Here is a 16,512-nt window from a genome sequence, read left to right as displayed (position 1 = left end):
CTGTTACAAACTATTCTTGGCGAATCGGCGGGGACGTCGCGGGCCCTCGGGAAAAGGATGCCTGATTTGGCAGCAGTTCAGAAAACCATCGAGGAACGACTGCGGGCGGATTTCGACGGGCTGACCCGGGCCGAGCGGCAATTGGCCAGCCATTTGCTGCGTCATTATCCGGTGGCGGCGCTGGGCCCGGTCTCGGCACTGGCGCGGGCGGCCGAGGTTTCGGGGCCGACGGTGGTACGGTTGGCGCAAAAGCTGGGCTTTGCCGGATGGCCGGATCTGCAAAACACCCTGCGGGATGAGTTGGAGGAGCGGCTTGTCTCGCCACTTGCCAAGCATGACCGTTGGGCGGGGGGCGTGCCCGAGACGCATATTCTCAACCGCTTTGCCGATGCGGTACTGGGCAATTTGCAGGCGACCCTGGCGCAGGTCGATCATGCGGAGTTTGACGCGGCGGCGGCGCTGATGGCCGATCCGAAACGGCGGATTTTTGCGGCGGGCGGGCGGATCACCCATGCGATGGCGGATTACTTCGTCACCCATATGAAGGTGATCCGGCCCGAGGTCAGTCTGATTTCCGATATGTCCAACGCCTGGCCCACCGCGCTAATCGAGATGCGGCCGGGGGATGTGCTGCTGGCCTTTGACATCCGGCGCTATGAAAACAACGTGTTGCAGCTGGTGGAAATGGCGGCGGAGCTGGGGGCGGAGGTGATCCTGATCACCGACCCCTGGGTCTCGCCCGCCGCCGCCCATGCGCGCTACCGGTTCTCGGCGCAGATCGAAGTGCCCTCGGCCTGGGATTCCACGGTGGCCATTCAGGTGCTGGTCGAGACGCTGATGGCACAGGTGCAGAGCCTGACCTGGGATGAGACCTCGGCGCGGATGAAGCGGTTGGAAGAGCTCTATGCGCGGGCGCGTTTCTTTCGGCGCGGGCGCTAGCGGGAAAACCGGGCACTAGCCGGGAAAACCGGGCGCGGGCGGCTAAAAAGAAGGGGGGCTGTCTGCCCCCCGTCCCCCTGCGGGGGCCTCCCCCCGAGGATATTTGTGCCGAAGCAAGGATCAGTCGGCGATGAGCAGGAGATCCGAGGCGTTGAAGTTCAGATAGACGTTATCGCCGCGTTTCGGCGGGGTGGCGGCGGGGGCGTTGAACGTGTCGAAGGCCACCGTATTGCCCGCGACATCGGCGCGGATGCGGATCACCGAGCCGAGGAAATCCACATCCGTGATCGTGCCTTCCAGCGTGGTCAGCTGCGGATCGGCGCCGAGGCGGATCATCTCGGGGCGGGCGGCCAAAGTGTGGCGGCCGGCGGGCAGCGGACGGCCGAGGATGGTTTCGGTGCCCGCCATGCGGACATGGCCGGTTTCGGGGTCGAGCACTTCGGCGGCAAAGAGGTTCAGCGTGCCGACAAAGCCCGCGACAAAGCGGGTGGCGGGTTGGTTGTAGATCTCGAACGGGGTGCCGATCTGATCGGCGATGCCCTGGTGCATCACCACGATCCGGTCCGACATCGAGAGCGCCTCTTCCTGATCATGCGTCACGAAGATGGTGGTGATGCCCAGCTTTTGCTGGATCGCCCGGATCTCATTGCGCAAGCTGACGCGGATCTTGGCGTCGAGCGCCGAGAGCGGCTCATCGAGCAGGAGCACTTGCGGGCGCGGCGCGAGGGCGCGGGCGAGGGCGACGCGCTGTTGCTGACCGCCCGAGAGCTGGAACGGGTAGCGCGCGCCGAGGTCAGAGAGGCCGATCAGTGCCAGCATCTCGGCCACGCGGGCGTCGATCTCGGCTTTTGGCATCCCCTTGACCTTCATCCCGAAGGCGACGTTCTGCGCCACGGTCAGGTTGGGGAACAAAGCATAGGCCTGAAACACCATGCCGATGTTGCGCTGGTTCGGTTTCAGCCCGGTGACATCCTGACCATTGATCGAGATGGTGCCGGAGGAGGGGGTTTCAAACCCCGCCACCATGCGCAGCACCGTGGTCTTGCCGCAGCCCGAGGGGCCCAGCAGCGAGACGAACTCGCCCTTTTCGATGTTGAGGTTGAAATCCTTGACCACGCGGTTGGGGCCAAAGGATTTTTCGAGATGGGTGATGGAGAGGAAGCTCATGTTCAGCGCGCCGCCTTGTTATGTTTCGAGAACCGGGTGACCAGCTGGATCAGCCCCATACAGGCCCAGGTGATGCCGAAGGAAATGACGGCAAGGGCCGCCGGTTCATAGGCGCGGTTGGCGCCGATCAGTTGCAGATAGGGCCCGAAGGCCGGGCGGTTCAGCAGGGCGGCCAGCACGAATTCACCGATGACGATGGCGAAGGTGAGGAAGGCGCCCGAGAGGACAGCGACCAGCACATTGGGCAGGATCACCTTGGCAAGGATGGTCGTCCAGCCCGCGCCCAAGGATTGCGCCGCCTCGGTCAGGGTGGCGATGTCGATGGTGCGCAGCCCGGTATCCACCGCCCGGTACATATAGGGCAGCGACAAAGTGGCATAGCCGAAGACCAGCAAGAGGTTGGTGCCAAAGACCGAGCCGGTCAGCGGCAGGAAGGAAGAGGTGTTGTAAATGCGGATATAGCCGAAGACGATGACGATCGGCGGGATGACCAGCGGCAAGAGCGTCACGAACTCCAGAAGCGGGCGCATCCGCGGCAGCTTCAGCCGTACCCAATAGGCCGTCGGCACCACAAGGAGCACGCCAAAGACGATGGTCAGCAGCGCCATCATCACCGAAAAGCCGAAGGTCTGCTGAAAGCGCGGATCGCCAAGCACGACGCGGTAGGCGTCAAAGGAATATTCCCCCCGCCGCATGCGGAGCGAAAATTCCAGCGTGCCGATCAGCGGCAGGAAGAAATAGATCAGCCCGAAGGCAAGGGCGAGCCAGGACCAGATACGGGTCATTTCATCCACCTTTCGGCGCGGGCGCGGAGCGTCACGTAAACGGCATTGGCGATGCCGGTGATAAAGATCATCCCGAAGGCCAAAGCATAGCCCAGATGCGGGTCCTGCAGCACGTCACCCCGGATCTGCGCGAAGAGCACGATCGGCACGATCGAGAGCGAGGAGCCGGTCAGCGCATAGGCGGTGGCCACCGCGCCAAAGGCATTGGCAAACAAGAGCGCGAAAGTGCCCAGCAGCGAGGGGAACAGGATCGGCAGCGCGACCATGCGCCAATATTGCGGCCCGGTGGCGCCGAGCACGCTGGCGGCTTCGCGCCATTCGCGTTTCAGCCCGTCCAGCGCCGGGGTGATGATCAGGATCATCAGCGGGATCTGGAAAAACAGATAGGTCAGCGTCAGGCCCCAGAAACTGAGCAGATTGAAGCCATGCGCGTAGAGGTTAAAGCCGAACCATTCGCGCAGGGCCACGGTGACCAGGCCGAGGCGGCCGAGGGTGGCCAGAAAGGCGAAGGCCAGCGGCACACCGGCAAAGTTCGAGGCAACCCCGGAGAACGTCAGCAGCGGTCCGCGGATCCACTGCGGCAGGTTGCCCAACACCATGGCGGCGGCCACGGCGAAGCCGATCAGGCAGCCGAAAAAGGCGGAAGCCACCGAGATTTTGATGGAGATCCAGTAGGAGGCGAGGATCGAGGGCGAGAACAGCCCCGCGATATTGGCCAATGTGAAAGTGCCGGCCGGATCCCGAAACGCGCCGAGGACGATGTTCATCGTCGGCAAAAGCAGGAACAGCAAGGCAAAGAGTGCGAAAGGCAGAATTCCCAGCCAGTTCAGCTGTAGCTGCCGCCGGGCGGGGCTTGGCGTCGTCATGTGGCAACGTCCCTGATATGTCGTGTTTGATTTTATTGGGAATCCCGGCGGCACGCGGCCGCCGGAAAACCAGATCATTCAAAGCCGGATCGGCTTATTGCACGTTGGCGCCGACAACGGCATCCCAGCCTGCGGTCACGGCCTCTTTATTGGCCGATTGCTCGTCCAGGCTCGGGAAATAGGCGGCGGCATAGGATTCGGCCGGCGGCAGCGCGTCGATCAGCTCTTGCGGGATTTTGCCCGCAGCGGCCATGGCGTTGAAGCGCGCCGGGTGGCAATAGCCCTTGAGCCAGAGGTTCTGACCTTCGTCCGAATAGATGTATTCCATCCAGAGTTTGGCGGCGTTCGGATGCGGCGCATAGGCCGAGATCGCCTGCACATAGACACCGGCCAGAACGCCCGATTTCGGCACCACAACCTCAACCGGCGGGTTGCCGTTCAGCGTGTCACGGGCGGCGAGCGCGTTGTAGTCCCACATCACGACGACGGGGGTGGCACCCTGCGCCAGCGTGCCCGCCTTGCCGATGACCGGCACAAAATTGCCCGCCTTGTTCATCTCGGCAAAGAACTCCAGGCCCTTGGTGCCCGATTCGGTGCCAGCTTGACCACCAGCGGCCATGCCTGCGGCCAGAACGGCCAGAATCGCCTGGTTCGAGGCGCGCGGATCGCCCGCCAGCGCGACCGAAGCGGCCAGTTCCGGCTTCAGCAGGTCCGACCAGTCGGTCGGGACGTCCTGCACGAGGTCCTTGTTCACCATGAAGGACATCACGCCGTAATAATCGCCGTACCAGTAGCCATCGGCATCCTTGATCGATTCCGGGATATCGTCCCAGGTCGAGACTTTATAGGGCTGGATCAGGCCCTCTTCTTTCGCGGCCGGGCCAAAGGACAGGCCCACGTCGATGACGTCGGGCGCCTGCGGGCCGGTGTTGGTTTTGTTGGCGCGGATGGCTTCCAGCTCATCTGCCGAACCCGCATCCGGGTTCAGCTCGTTCACCGAGATTTCCGGATATTTGGTTTTGAAACCCTCGATCAGGGCGCCATAGCCGCACCAGTCGTGCGGCAGCGCGATCGTGGTCAGCATGCCTTCGGCTTTCGCCGCAGCTTCCAGCGCGGCCATGTCTTGCGCAACGGCCGTCGAGGCCATCAGCGCCGCAACGCCTGCCAGCATGTACATCGGTTTCGTCTTCATTTGAGACTGTCTCCCCGGTTGTCGGATCTTAGGGCCCGGATTGGGCACCGGCCCGCATTAGGCCCGCTATGTGACGGCATGGTGACGCCAGCATCGGGCTTGGGGAGCATTGACGGTATTTATTGAGCCGACAATCAATTTTTTTACACCAATGTCACATTTCGCAACGTCAGCCCGGAAATTTACCCGCCCTGCGCGCGGATTGGGCGGTCCTGCCGGGGTTCCCGGGCCGGGCATTCCGCGCTACCACTTTGGGGAAATCGAGGAGGATGCCGATGAAGCTGGTACGGTATGGAGCGCCCGGGCAGGAAAAGCCGGGGATTCTGGATGCGGCGGGTCAGGTGCGCGATCTTGGCGCGCATGTGCCCGATCTGGCGGGGGCGGTGCTGACGCCCGAGGGGCTCGCCCGTCTGGCGGCGCTTGATCCCGAAAGCCTGCCCAAGGTGCCGGGCGTGCCGCAGGCGGATCTGCGGCTGGGGCCCTGCGTCGGGGGCGTGGGGAAATTCATCTGCATCGGGCTGAACTATGCCGATCACGCCGCCGAATCGGGCCTGCCGATTCCCGCCGAGCCGATCATCTTCAACAAATTCACCAGCGCGATCTGCGGCCCCGATGATGATGTTGAAATCCCGCGCGATTCGCTCAAGACCGATTGGGAGGTCGAACTGGGCATCGTCATCGGGCAGGGCGGCAAATACATCCCGCAGGAGCAGGCGCTGGAGCATGTGGCGGGCTATTGCGTGATCAATGATGTCTCGGAGCGGGAATATCAGATCGAGCGCGGCGGCACCTGGGACAAGGGCAAGGGCTGCGACACGTTCGGGCCGCTGGGCCCTTGGCTCGTCACCCGCGATGAGGTGGCCGATCCGCAGGCGTTGCGGCTCTGGCTCGAGGTCGACGGCGTGATGCGGCAGGATGGCAGCACGGCAACCATGATTTTCGGCGTGGCCGAGCTCGTGTCCTATGTCAGCCGCTTCATGTCGCTGCAGCCGGGCGATGTGATCTCGACCGGCACCCCGCCGGGGGTGGGCATGGGGATGAAACCGCAGACCTATCTGCGCCCGGGGCAGGTGATGCGTCTCGGCGTTGAAGGGCTAGGCGTGCAGACCCAGCATGTGGTGGCCGCGCAATGACGGACGGCGCCGCCCCCCGTTTGCGGCTCCGGCTGCATCTGCCGGGGGGCGGAATGCTGGGGCCGGGCAAGGCCGATCTGTTGCGGCTGATCGCCGAGACGGGTTCGATCTCTGCCGCCGGGCGCGCGATGGGCATGAGCTATAAGCGCGCCTGGGGTCTGGTGGAGGCGCTGAATGCCATGTTCGCGGCGCCTTTGGTGCTGAGCGCGCGCGGCGGCGCGCAGGGGGGCGGGGCGGCCCTGACCGCGCTGGGGGCAGAGGTCCTGACCCGCTACGACCGTCTTTGTCAGGCGGCTGCGGCGGCGGGGGGCGCCGAGATCGCAGCGCTGGGCGCTTTGGCGGTACAGGCGCGGTCCGCGCCCGACGCGCTGGCGTCGCATGCCAGGGCGCCGGATGCCATCATCCCTGCGGTTGCCGATCAAAAGGTCACCGCCACAGAGAAGGATGCACCGGAGAAAGACGCCCCGTAGAAAGCAGCAAGGGATGTGTCCGGACGGGAATAACGCTTGCCGCACCGTGAAGATACGCGATATGTCTGGGTGGACATATCGAAGGGAAGCCAGATGACCCGCCACGCCGCCTTGTTCTCGCTCAGCCTTCTGGCCCTCGTGCCCGCCGGAGGCGCCGCGGCTGACGAAGCTCTGGTCGCCGTGGCCGCCAATTTCGCCGGTGCGGCCGGGGCGATGGCGCCGGCATTCAAGGCAGCGACCGGGCATGAGCTGGTGCTGACCACTGGCTCGACGGGCAAGCTTTATGCCCAGATCGGCGCGGGCGCGCCTTTTGATGTGATGCTCTCGGCGGATTATGCCACGCCCGAGCGGCTGGTGGCCGAAGGCAAAGCCGAGGCCGCGAGCCTCAGGGTCTATGCCATCGGGCAGCTGGCGCTCTGGTCGCCAGATCCTGCGCAGATCAGCGGCGATCCGGCGGCGGATCTGGCGCGCGACCCTTCGGCGGGGGGCATCCGGCATCTGGCGATCGCCAATCCCGATCTCGCGCCCTATGGCGCGGCGGCGCGGGCGGCCTTACAGGCGCTGGGCCTCTGGGACGGCGTGCAGGAGCGGCTGGTGACGGGCGAGAACATCGGCCAGACCTTTGCCCTTGTGCAAAGCGGCGCGGCAGAGGCGGGTTTTGTCGCGGCCTCGGCACTGAAGGCGCCGGATGTGCCCCAAGGTTCGGTCTGGATGGTGCCGCAGGATCTGTATCTGCCGATTGCGCAGGGGGTGGCGATCCTCGCGCATGGGACCGGGAATCCGGCGGCGGCGGCCTTTGCCGACTGGCTGAAAGGGCCGGAAGCCGCGGAGATCATGGCGGAACACGGCTATCAGGCAGGGGGCGCATGACGCTTCCCGACCTTGGCCCGCTCTGGCTGACGCTGAAACTCGGGGCGGTGGTGACGCTGCTCCTCATGGCCGTCGGCACGCCACTGGCCTGGGCGCTGGCGCGCGGGCGCGGCTGGTGGAAGCCGCTGGTCGAGGCGGTGACCGCACTGCCTTTGGTGCTGCCGCCGACGGTGCTTGGCTTTTATCTCCTTGTGCTCTTTGCCCCTTCTGCACCACTTGGCGCGGGGTTTCTGGCGCTGACCGGACAAACCCTGACCTTCTCCTTTGCCGGGCTGGTGCTGGCCTCCTGCCTCTATTCGCTGCCCTTCACCGTGCAACCGCTGCAGGCGGCGTTTGAGGCGATGGGCCGCGCGCCACTGGAGGCGGCGGCGATGCTGCGGGCGGGGCCGCTCGACCGCTTTCTGACCGTGGCACTGCCCTTGGCCGCACGCGGCGGGCTGACGGCGATGGTGCTGACCTTCGCGCATACGTTGGGCGAATTTGGCGTCGTGCTGATGGTTGGCGGCAATATTCCGGGCAAGACCAAGGTGATCTCGATCGCGATCTATGAACAGGTCGAGACGATCCGGCTGGCCGAGGCGCAGGCGCTTTCGGGGCTGATGCTGGGGCTGTCGTTCCTGCTCCTCCTCGCGGTCTATGCGCTGAACCGCCGCTTTCCCACGGGGGCACGCGGATGAGCCTTGCCGTCGATCTGCGCCTCACGCGCCCGGGGTTTTCGCTGTGCGTGACCCATGACTTCGCCGCCTCCGGGGTGACGGCGGTCTTTGGCCCGTCGGGTGCTGGAAAATCCACCCTGCTGCGGGCGATTGCGGGGTTGGAGCCTGTGGCTGAGGGGCGGGTCTCCTTTGGCGATACGCTCTGGCAGGCGGCAGGCAACTTTGTGCCGCCCGAGAAACGGGGCGTGGGCTATGTGTTTCAGGAGGCGCGGCTTTTCCCGCATCTGCGGGTGCGGGGCAATCTGGCGTATGCTGACCGGCGCGCGCGCGGCCTGCCGGGGATGAGCCTTGAGCAGGCGGTGTCGCGTTTTGATCTGGGGGATCTTTTGCACCGCTGGCCCCTCAGCCTGTCCGGCGGCGAGCGGCAACGGGTGGCGCTCGCCCGCGCGCTTCTCTCGCGGCCGGGGCTGTTGCTGCTGGATGAGCCGCTGGCGGCGCTGGATCTGGCGCGCAAGGCCGAGATCCTGCCCTATCTCGCGCAGCTGAGCGACCTTGGTCTGCCGGTGATCTATGTTACCCATGCGGTCGAGGAGGTGGCGCAGCTGGCCGATCACCTCGTGCTGATGCAGGCGGGCCGGGTGGTGGCCTCGGGTCCGGTGGCGGGCCTGCTGGCCGATCCCGCGCTGACGGCCCATTTGGGCACGGGGCTCGGTTCGCGGATCGCCGGAGCGGTGCTGACCGCGCGCATTCTGGCGCATCACGATGATGGGCTGAGCGAGCTGGCGCTGGGCGCGGCACGGCTCTGGGTCCCGCGATTGGCACAGGCGCCGGGCTCTACGGTGCGGCTGCGCATCCCCGCGGAGGATGTCATTCTGGCGAAAACGCCGCCCGGTGATGTCTCGGCGCTGAATGTGCTGCCGGTCGTCGTGCGCGCGCTGCATCCCTTGCCGGATGGCGGTGTGGCGGTGGGGCTGCAGGTGGGTGAGGCGGCGCTGGTGGCGCGGCTGACCGCGCGCTCGGTCGCGGCGCTGGCGCTGCGTCCGGGCATGCAGGTCTGGGCGATGATGAAGGCGGTGGCGCTGGGCGTCTGACGCGCGGTCCGGGGCGGCGCGCGACGGCCTGATGTGCCAGAAATTCAGCCGCGCAGGCGCGGTTTCACGATTAGCTCCCAGCCCGCATAGGCACCCGCCCCGGCAAAGATCAGCGCCCAGCCGGGATTGCCTGTCGCCAGCTCGACGCCGCCCCACAGGATCGGCAGCACGGTGGTGAGCACGCGGCGCCACATCGGGGCGAAGAACGGATGGTCGGGATCAATCATTTTCATCGCGACACTCTAGCCGCGCGACCCGGCCCCGGCAAGCACAGGCTGTGCGTGATTTTTCCGCGCGACCATGCCACGATGGCGGGGCAGGGAAGGAGGATCCTATGCCAACAATCACCACTGATTTCAAAGGTCAGACCGTCTTGACCACCTTCGAGATGACGCCGGGCACCGCCGCCGATCTGATGGAGGCCTTGCGCGATGCCTATGATGCCTGCATCCGGCACCAGCCGGGGTTTCTGGGCGCGGGGCTGCACATGAACGACGCCCAGACCCGGATTGCCAATTACAGCCAATGGGCGCGGCGCGAGGATTTTCAGGCGATGCTGCGCACCGAGGAAATGCGCAAGCGCAACCGCCATATCGCCAGCCTCTGCTCGCATTTTGAGCCGGTGATGTATGAGGTGATCCAGTCCTATTAGGACGGTGCCCGTGGCTTAGAGAGGTGCCCGTGGCGTGGGATCGCTTGTGGTGGCGGCGCGCGCAATGGTGACCTTGCCCCGCGTTGCTTTCCGCCGTCCTTCCCCTGATCTTCCATTGGAGAGCCGGGGCAGGGATTGGCGCAAGATGCGCCGGTGAAAACGGGCCGTGGTCACGGGCAGACGTGCCTGAGGCCGCAGCCATCAAAGGGGGGGGCAAGGGGGTGGCGCGCCGCCTGAGCCCCGCTTGTTTGCGCGCGGCGCTGTGCTTAGGTGGATGTCAGGCTCTGAACGGGCGGAATTTGCAGGAGGATGTGATGGGGATTGAAAGTTTGCTGCTGATGTTGCTGATCGGCGCGATTGCCGGTTGGCTTGCGGGAAAAATCGTTTCAGGCAGCGGCTTTGGCCTCTTGGGCAACATCGTCGTGGGGATATTGGGCGCGGTGGTTGCCGGGTATTTGCTGCCGCGCTTGGGCTTTGGGGTCGGCGGCGGGGTGATCGCGGCGATCTTGCATGCGACGCTGGGGGCGGTGGTGCTGCTGGTGGTGGTGCGGCTGGTCAAGCGGATCTGAGAGCGCTGACCCGAGGTGGCGGATCCGAAGTGGCGCGCAATGCGGGGCCGGATGTCCCAAAGGGGCAAGGCCGGACCCGCTGTTGCACAGGGCCCCTCGCACCGGAGGTGCAAAGGGCCTGCCGCGCCGGGAGCGCGTGAAACGCAGGGGGGAGAGGGCAGGTCACCCGGTGCACGGGCCCTACTCGGTGAACGGGCCGGTCAACTCTGCGGTTTTGGCCGCTTTGTCATAGATGCAGATCATGCGCTCCGGACCCGCCTCATAGGCGACACTGACCACTGCGGCGCCGTAATGCTCCGAGCCGAAGGGGTTCACCTCAACGGTGATCTCATGGCCTTCGGCGGTGACCAATGCGGTGCAGGCCTGTTCGACGGCAACGCGGAATTCGACCCAGGCGTCCTCGGAAGAGGCCTGCGCCCCGGTCGCGCAAAGCGCGGGCAGCAGGGCGGCGGTAAAGATCGGGCGCAGGCGCATGGGTCTCTCCTCAATTCTGTGGCTGTCGGGGCAACGCCAAGCGGGCAGGCGGGGTTCCCGCTGCGGCATTGAAACGCGTGCATCCGCCACGCGTCTGTGGCACGCTGCGACGCAGCAACGGGGGTGGATATGGTTGGAACGGTGATTACGGTGGCCCAGCAAAAGGGCGGTGCGGGCAAGACCACGCTGGCCGTGAACATGGCGGTGGCGTTGCTGCGGCGGGGACATACGGTGGCTTTGCTCGACACCGATCCGCAGGGCTCGCTCGGACGGTGGTTCATGACGCGGCGCGAACGGATGGAGGATCCGGGGGTGGAATTTTCCACCGCATCGGCCTGGGGCGTGTCCTATGAATGTGAAAAGCTGAAGAAAATCTACGACTATGTGATCATCGACACGCCGCCCAAGGCCGACAGCGATCTGCGTCCCGCGCTGCGCGAGGCGGATGTGGTGCTGGTCCCGGTCTCGGCCAGCCATGTCGACCTCTGGGCGACCGAGGGCGTGCTGGATCTGGCGCGGCGGGCGGGCAAGCGGACGGTCGTGGTGCTGAACCGCACCAAGGCGGGAACCAAGCTGGGCACCGAAATCCGCGCGGCGGCAGCCGAACTCGACTCGGATCTGGCCGAGGCGCAATTGGCCAACCGGGTGGTCTATGCCGAAACGCTGGGCCTTGGCCTCGGCGTGCAGGAGGCGGCGAAAAAGGGCCCGGCGGGCGCGGAGGTGGAAACCTTGCTGCTGGAAGTCGTCGGCTGACCGGCGCGTCGGGTTCCGGGACCGAGGGGCACGCCTGCCCAAGGGATGGGCGGCGCTAAGATCATATGGACTTGAATTTTGGTCCATATGATCTATGTTGTGGTGAACTGCCTCACAGGGGGTCACGGCAATGCAGCTTGCACATCATATTCACACCGGGGATGAGCTGAAGGACGTCGCGCTCAAGGCATTCGCGCGGATCGCCGATGCCTGGGGTGTGACGCAATCCGAGGCGGCGGCCCTGGCGGATATGTCGGAAAGCACGTGGAAGCGGGCGCGCAAGCCTGCGTTCAAGGGAGAGCTGACCCGGGACCAGTTGCTGCGGCTGAGTGCGCTGACCGGCATCTACAAAGCCTTGGCGCTGTATTTCTCGGAGCCGCTGGCGCAGCGCTGGATCGTTTTGCCCAATGCCGGCCCGTTGTTTGGCGGCGCGCGGCCGCTGGACACGATGATCGAAGGCGGATTGCCGCAGTTTCTGACAGTGCGCACCTATCTCGATGCGTTGCGGGGCGGCGCGTGAAGACGACCTCTCTGGCGGACCGCGCGCTGATCCGGTTGCTTCCCGCCACCTATCACAAGCCGCCGGTCCTGCGCGGGCTGGTGGATTCCGATGCGGAGATGGCGCTGCTGGCCGAGCTGGAAGGGCTGACCAGCGCCCGGCTGAGCGCCGAGCGTGGCCGCAACCTGCATCTCGACCCGCGCGAATTGGCCTATCGCCGCCGCGCGCAGGATCAGCGGGTCTATGGCGACAGCCATGTCAATGCGGCCTTCACCTATACCCGCAGCGGCGGCAACCGCTTTAACACCGAGGCGCGCGGCGCCTGGTATTGCGCCTGGGAGCTGCAGGTCAGTGTTGCCGAAGTGGCCTATCACCGCACGCGGGAGCTGGGGTTTATCGGCATCTATTCCGATCGGGTTCGCTATGTGGAGCTTTTGGCCGATTTCATCGGGACCTTCAGCGATCTGACAGATGAGCCCGGGCATCCGGCGCTGCAGGCCGACCCGGCGCGTGGCTATCCCGAAGGACAGGCGCTGGCAGAGCACCTCCGCCGGGCGGGTGCGCGCGGGCTGATCTATCCGTCGGTGCGCGCACCACAGGGCGCCTGCCTCGTCTGTTTTGAGCCTGCTGCCGTGCAAAACGTGCGGCCGGGCGCCAGCTGGGACCTCGTCTGGGACGGCACGCCGGACTACGATATTTTCGGCGTTGCATAACCAGCCCCCGGGCAGACGCTCGCACCTGCTGCTTTCCGGGCAGGTGATTGGCCCCGGTCGCCCCTGCGCAAAGTCCGGCGGCTCGGGGTGTGCAGGGGCAATGCTTCGCAATGTTGCAATTCGCAGTTTCATCACTGGCAATAGTTTGCAAATTTTCTTGAAACTGCTTTGGGAAATTGCTGCGCGCGCATAATGTCCGGCAAAGACCGATCGGGGGAAGCGATGAAGGATATTCTGGAACAGCTGGAGGCACGTCGGGCCGAGGCCCGTCTGGGCGGCGGGCAACGCCGGATCGACGCGCAGCATGCCAAGGGCAAGCTGACCGCGCGCGAGCGGATCGAACTGCTGCTCGACGAAGGCTCGTTCGAAGAATTCGACATGTTCGTCGCGCATCGCTGCACCGAATTCAACATGCAGGCCGACCGCCCGGCGGGCGATGGCGTGGTGACCGGCTGGGGCACCGTCAACGGCCGCATGGTCTATGTGTTCAGCCAGGATTTCACCGTCTTTGGCGGCTCGCTCTCGGAAACCCACGCGCAAAAGATCTGCAAGATCATGGATATGGCCATGCAGAACGGCGCGCCGGTGATCGGGATCAACGATTCCGGCGGCGCGCGGATCCAGGAGGGCGTGGCCAGCCTTGCGGGCTATGCGGAAGTGTTCCAGCGCAATGTGATGGCCTCGGGCGTGGTGCCGCAGATCAGCCTGATCATGGGGCCCTGCGCGGGCGGGGCGGTCTATTCTCCGGCGATGACCGATTTCATCTTCATGGTGAAAGACAGCAGCTACATGTTCGTCACCGGCCCCGATGTGGTGAAAACCGTGACCAATGAGGTGGTGACCGCCGAGGAGCTGGGCGGGGCGGGCACGCATACCAAGAAATCCTCGGTCGCCGATGGCGCCTATGAGAATGATGTGGAGGCTTTGGCCGAAACCCGCCGCCTGATCGACTTTTTGCCGCTGAACAACCGCGAAAAGGCACCGGTGCGGCCGTTCTTTGACGATGTGGCGCGGGTGGAGGAAAGCCTTGATACGCTGATCCCCGACAACCCGAACCAGCCCTATGACATGAAAGAGCTGATCACGAAGATCGCCGATGAGGGTGATTTCTTTGAAATTCAAAAGGATTTCGCCGGGAACATCATCACCGGCTTTATCCGGCTCGAGGGGCAGAGCGTCGGCGTGGTGGCCAACCAGCCGATGGTGCTGGCGGGGTGCCTTGATATCGACAGCTCGCGCAAGGCGGCCCGCTTTGTCCGATTCTGTGACGCGTTCGAGATTCCGATTCTCACGCTGGTGGATGTGCCGGGCTTTCTGCCGGGCACTGGTCAGGAATATGGCGGCGTGATCAAGCACGGGGCCAAACTGCTGTTTGCCTATGGTGAGGCCACGGTGCCGAAAGTGACGGTGATCACCCGCAAGGCCTATGGCGGCGCCTATGACGTGATGTCCTCCAAACATCTGCGCGGCGATTTCAACTATGCCTGGCCCACCGCCGAGATTGCGGTGATGGGGGCCAAGGGCGCGGTCGAGATCCTCTATCGCTCGGAATTGGGCGACCCGGAAAAGATCGCGCAGCGCACCAAGGATTACGAGGACCGCTTTGCCAATCCTTTCGTGGCGGCCGAAAAGGGCTTTATCGACGAGGTGATCCAGCCGCGCTCCACCCGGCGGCGGGTGGCACGGGCTTTCGCCAGCCTGCGGTCGAAGAAACTCACGAACCCGTGGAAAAAACACGATAACATTCCCCTGTAAGCGCGGCTTTGGGGGGCGGAAACCATGCGGAATTGTCGAGGCGGCCCGGTTCGGACGCTGATGGAGGCGGCAGGGCTGTGGGGGGTGATGGTGCTGCCGGTGGCAGCGGAGGAGATCATCGCCCCCTCGGGTCAGCAGATCGAATGGCTGGAGACGCGGCAGGATGTGCCGGGCCCCGAAGGGCTGACCTTTCGCTTCCGGTTCCTCGCCCCCGATATCGACGGCAAGATCGACACCGATGCCGCGCTCGATGACATGCAATGGCTCTGCGACAGCTGGGCCTTGCCCCGGATTGCCGGTACCGGCCCGCAGCCGGCGCAGGTGATCATTTCACTCGCGGCGCGCGACGTTCCCTTTGGCGTCGCATCTGACGACACAACACAGTATTTCGAGGCATTCCGCCCCGAAGGCGGCCGCTGCATCTGGGAGATTTACTGATGATGCCTCGTTCCGGTCTTACCAAGACCCCCGTGCCCGCTCTCGGTGCGGATTTCCGCCTATCAAAACCTCAAGCCGTTGATTTTGCCCCCTGTGATTGCACCGCGAAGCACGGTATCTTGATCGCGGGCCGATTTGAAAATGCCCGTAACGTGACAATGGTGGGTGAGGCAGGGACGCGTGACGTCCCGGTCGCCATCCGCCCCAGGAGAGAAACATGTCGAAAAAAGCAGTTTTGGCGGTCGCCTTGTTCGGTTTCCTCGCAGCTTGCGCTGCGAAAACCATGGAAGCTCCGGCTCCGGCCGAAGTTACCGTTGAGCCGACCTACACCGGCAAATACAAGTAATCCGGCAGCGGGGCGGGTACAGGCGCCCGTCCCCTTCCACCCCGGTGTTTCGGCCCGTCTCTCCCTGAATGGGGAGGGTGCATCATGCTGAAACACCGTGGTTTTCCGGGGCGTTTGCCCGGCACCGATCATCAATTCGTTATCCGCCGCGCCAACCACTCGAAAGGTGTGACCAAACTGGTCGCCCGCGAGCGGTTCCGTGATCGCTCTCCGGGCGACCGCCGGGCGGATCTGGCCTTCATGGCCGCCCTCTGGGATCATTTCGGCGAAGAACCGTTTGAGCGGGGCAATCTGGACGCCGGGCGTCTGGGCTGGCTCTTCATGCGCGAAGTCGTGCCCGCCGAAGAGCCGTTTGATCCGGCAAGCTATGAAGCGCTGCTGAAGATTGATCTCAAGCGCGCCAAGGCTGCCTTCCCCGACGCCTTCCTGACCGACAATGACTTCGGCGCCGAAGACGGCGACCAGGATGAGGACGATTGGGCATGATCCTGCCGGTCCTCTCCCCGCTCCGGCACGTTCTTGCCGACCGCGCGCAATGCCCTTCAGAAGGCTTTGAAACCGCGCGCGGCCGGGGGCATGCTGTTCGGGCGGGAGAGGGCCACAGCACGGCGCTCGCCTGTGTCCTACGACCTGTTCCTGACCCTTCAGAACACCTCTGGCCTGACCCCATTCGGGTCAGGCTCTTTTCTGCTTTCGGCGGCACTTCGCCGGATCGGCAATCCTCCGCGCAATGCTTTGCGACGGCGCAAATTTTTGCGGAAACCTGCTTTCTATTGGCGCAGGATGCGCTAGTTCATCAGGCAAGACACAGCTTTTCAGGAGGCAGAAAAACATGCGTAACATCACCCTTATCCTCGGCGCCCTTGCCATCACCACGCTCGCGGGCTGCATGCAGACCGACGGCGAGCGCGCGCTCGCAGGCGCCGCGGTCGGCGCGGTTGCAGCCGATGCGACCGACAACAATGCACTTACAGGCGCGGCCATCGGTGCGCTGGCCGGCACCTATTGCGACGACCTGCGCGTTCCGGGCTGCGTCAACCGCAATCGTTACTGAGGTCACGTCGGCCCGGGAAACCGGGGCGTTTCAATCGGTTGACGCCATCGGGGCTTTGCGCCCCGGTGGCGTTTTCTTTTGCGTCAACAA

General features: G+C 64.7%; 22 protein-coding genes. 16 read left to right on the top strand and 6 right to left on the bottom strand.

Annotated features, from left to right (window positions below; translation table 11 throughout):
- The first annotated feature begins 66 nt into the window (after positions 1–66).
- Positions 67–939: a MurR/RpiR family transcriptional regulator gene (locus ACEN2S_RS00820; RefSeq protein WP_441861110.1), complete on the top strand. Its 873-nt coding sequence runs from the start codon at positions 67–69 to the stop codon at positions 937–939.
- A 120-nt stretch (positions 940–1,059) separates the two neighbouring features.
- Here ACEN2S_RS00820 and ACEN2S_RS00815 read toward each other — a convergent pair whose 3' ends face one another.
- From ACEN2S_RS00815 to ACEN2S_RS00800, 4 genes are all read right to left on the bottom strand, one after another.
- Entirely contained in the window at positions 1,060–2,106 is a 1,047-nt protein-coding gene (locus ACEN2S_RS00815; RefSeq protein WP_441861107.1) for an ABC transporter ATP-binding protein, read from the bottom strand.
- A gap of 2 nt (positions 2,107–2,108) precedes the next feature.
- On the bottom strand, positions 2,109–2,891 hold the full coding sequence (locus ACEN2S_RS00810) for an ABC transporter permease (protein WP_441861104.1): 783 nt from the start codon (positions 2,889–2,891) through the stop codon (positions 2,109–2,111).
- Complete coding sequence (locus ACEN2S_RS00805) at positions 2,888–3,757, bottom strand: ABC transporter permease (RefSeq protein ID WP_441861101.1); 870 nt, start codon at positions 3,755–3,757, stop codon at positions 2,888–2,890. Before ACEN2S_RS00805 ends, ACEN2S_RS00810 begins: the two co-directional genes overlap by 4 nt.
- A gap of 94 nt (positions 3,758–3,851) precedes the next feature.
- Complete coding sequence (locus ACEN2S_RS00800) at positions 3,852–4,949, bottom strand: ABC transporter substrate-binding protein (RefSeq protein WP_441861098.1); 1,098 nt, start codon at positions 4,947–4,949, stop codon at positions 3,852–3,854.
- A 275-nt stretch (positions 4,950–5,224) separates the two neighbouring features.
- Between ACEN2S_RS00800 and ACEN2S_RS00795 the strand changes: the two genes are divergently transcribed.
- From ACEN2S_RS00795 to modC, 5 genes are all read left to right on the top strand, one after another.
- A complete protein-coding gene (locus ACEN2S_RS00795; RefSeq protein WP_441861095.1) occupies positions 5,225–6,082 on the top strand; it encodes a fumarylacetoacetate hydrolase family protein in 858 nt (285 codons plus the stop codon).
- Positions 6,083–6,135: 53 nt separating this feature from the next.
- A complete protein-coding gene (locus ACEN2S_RS00790) occupies positions 6,136–6,552 on the top strand; it encodes a winged helix-turn-helix domain-containing protein (RefSeq protein ID WP_441861093.1) in 417 nt (138 codons plus the stop codon).
- A gap of 93 nt (positions 6,553–6,645) precedes the next feature.
- Positions 6,646–7,422, top strand: coding sequence for a molybdate ABC transporter substrate-binding protein (modA, locus tag ACEN2S_RS00785; RefSeq protein ID WP_441861090.1), 777 nt, complete (start codon positions 6,646–6,648; stop codon positions 7,420–7,422).
- Complete coding sequence (gene modB, locus ACEN2S_RS00780; RefSeq protein ID WP_441861088.1) at positions 7,419–8,099, top strand: molybdate ABC transporter permease subunit; 681 nt, start codon at positions 7,419–7,421, stop codon at positions 8,097–8,099. Before modA ends, modB begins: the two co-directional genes overlap by 4 nt.
- Positions 8,096–9,169 (top strand): molybdenum ABC transporter ATP-binding protein, encoded by a 1,074-nt coding sequence (modC, locus tag ACEN2S_RS00775; protein ID WP_441861085.1) that lies wholly within the window; start codon positions 8,096–8,098, stop codon positions 9,167–9,169. The genes modB and modC overlap by 4 nt, the downstream gene beginning before the upstream one ends.
- A gap of 44 nt (positions 9,170–9,213) precedes the next feature.
- Here modC and ACEN2S_RS00770 read toward each other — a convergent pair whose 3' ends face one another.
- Positions 9,214–9,402 carry a hypothetical protein gene (locus ACEN2S_RS00770; RefSeq protein WP_441861082.1) on the bottom strand — a complete coding sequence of 63 codons (189 nt, stop codon included), beginning with the start codon at positions 9,400–9,402 and terminating at the stop codon, positions 9,214–9,216.
- Between the two features lie 101 nt (positions 9,403–9,503).
- Between ACEN2S_RS00770 and ACEN2S_RS00765 the strand changes: the two genes are divergently transcribed.
- Both ACEN2S_RS00765 and ACEN2S_RS00760 read left to right on the top strand, forming a co-directional pair.
- Positions 9,504–9,821, top strand: coding sequence for an antibiotic biosynthesis monooxygenase family protein (locus ACEN2S_RS00765; protein WP_441861080.1), 318 nt, complete (start codon positions 9,504–9,506; stop codon positions 9,819–9,821).
- 314 nt (positions 9,822–10,135) lie between these two features.
- Positions 10,136–10,390, top strand: a complete 255-nt coding sequence (locus ACEN2S_RS00760) for a GlsB/YeaQ/YmgE family stress response membrane protein (protein WP_441861077.1) — start codon at positions 10,136–10,138, stop codon at positions 10,388–10,390.
- 180 nt (positions 10,391–10,570) lie between these two features.
- Here the strand turns inward: ACEN2S_RS00760 and ACEN2S_RS00755 are convergent, their stop codons facing one another.
- Positions 10,571–10,864 carry a hypothetical protein gene (locus ACEN2S_RS00755; protein ID WP_441861074.1) on the bottom strand — a complete coding sequence of 98 codons (294 nt, stop codon included), beginning with the start codon at positions 10,862–10,864 and terminating at the stop codon, positions 10,571–10,573.
- A 129-nt stretch (positions 10,865–10,993) separates the two neighbouring features.
- Between ACEN2S_RS00755 and parA the strand changes: the two genes are divergently transcribed.
- From parA to ACEN2S_RS00715, 8 genes are all read left to right on the top strand, one after another.
- Positions 10,994–11,617 (top strand): ParA family partition ATPase, encoded by a 624-nt coding sequence (gene parA, locus ACEN2S_RS00750; protein ID WP_441861071.1) that lies wholly within the window; start codon positions 10,994–10,996, stop codon positions 11,615–11,617.
- Positions 11,618–11,747: 130 nt separating this feature from the next.
- The gene (locus ACEN2S_RS00745) at positions 11,748–12,137 is read left to right on the top strand and encodes an antitoxin Xre-like helix-turn-helix domain-containing protein (RefSeq protein ID WP_441861069.1); all 390 of its coding nucleotides are present in this window, start codon (positions 11,748–11,750) and stop codon (positions 12,135–12,137) included.
- Positions 12,134–12,829 carry an RES family NAD+ phosphorylase gene (locus tag ACEN2S_RS00740; RefSeq protein WP_441861067.1) on the top strand — a complete coding sequence of 232 codons (696 nt, stop codon included), beginning with the start codon at positions 12,134–12,136 and terminating at the stop codon, positions 12,827–12,829. Before ACEN2S_RS00745 ends, ACEN2S_RS00740 begins: the two co-directional genes overlap by 4 nt.
- Before the next feature lie 222 nt (positions 12,830–13,051).
- Positions 13,052–14,584, top strand: coding sequence for an acyl-CoA carboxylase subunit beta (locus ACEN2S_RS00735; protein WP_441861064.1), 1,533 nt, complete (start codon positions 13,052–13,054; stop codon positions 14,582–14,584).
- A gap of 24 nt (positions 14,585–14,608) precedes the next feature.
- Positions 14,609–15,022, top strand: coding sequence for a DUF6497 family protein (locus ACEN2S_RS00730; protein WP_441861062.1), 414 nt, complete (start codon positions 14,609–14,611; stop codon positions 15,020–15,022).
- 217 nt (positions 15,023–15,239) lie between these two features.
- Positions 15,240–15,368 (top strand): hypothetical protein, encoded by a 129-nt coding sequence (locus tag ACEN2S_RS00725; RefSeq protein ID WP_441861059.1) that lies wholly within the window; start codon positions 15,240–15,242, stop codon positions 15,366–15,368.
- An 84-nt stretch (positions 15,369–15,452) separates the two neighbouring features.
- Positions 15,453–15,854, top strand: a complete 402-nt coding sequence (locus tag ACEN2S_RS00720; RefSeq protein WP_441861056.1) for a hypothetical protein — start codon at positions 15,453–15,455, stop codon at positions 15,852–15,854.
- Between the two features lie 346 nt (positions 15,855–16,200).
- Entirely contained in the window at positions 16,201–16,422 is a 222-nt protein-coding gene (locus ACEN2S_RS00715) for a glycine zipper 2TM domain-containing protein (protein WP_441861054.1), read from the top strand.
- The last annotated feature ends 90 nt before the right edge of the window (positions 16,423–16,512 follow it).

The sequence above is a fragment of the Phaeovulum sp. W22_SRMD_FR3 genome (assembly GCF_052113705.1).
GTDB lineage: Bacteria > Pseudomonadota > Alphaproteobacteria > Rhodobacterales > Rhodobacteraceae > JBGQOG01.
The sequence above is the reverse complement of the archived record's forward strand: the minus strand, read 5'-3'. Positions and strand labels throughout refer to the sequence as shown.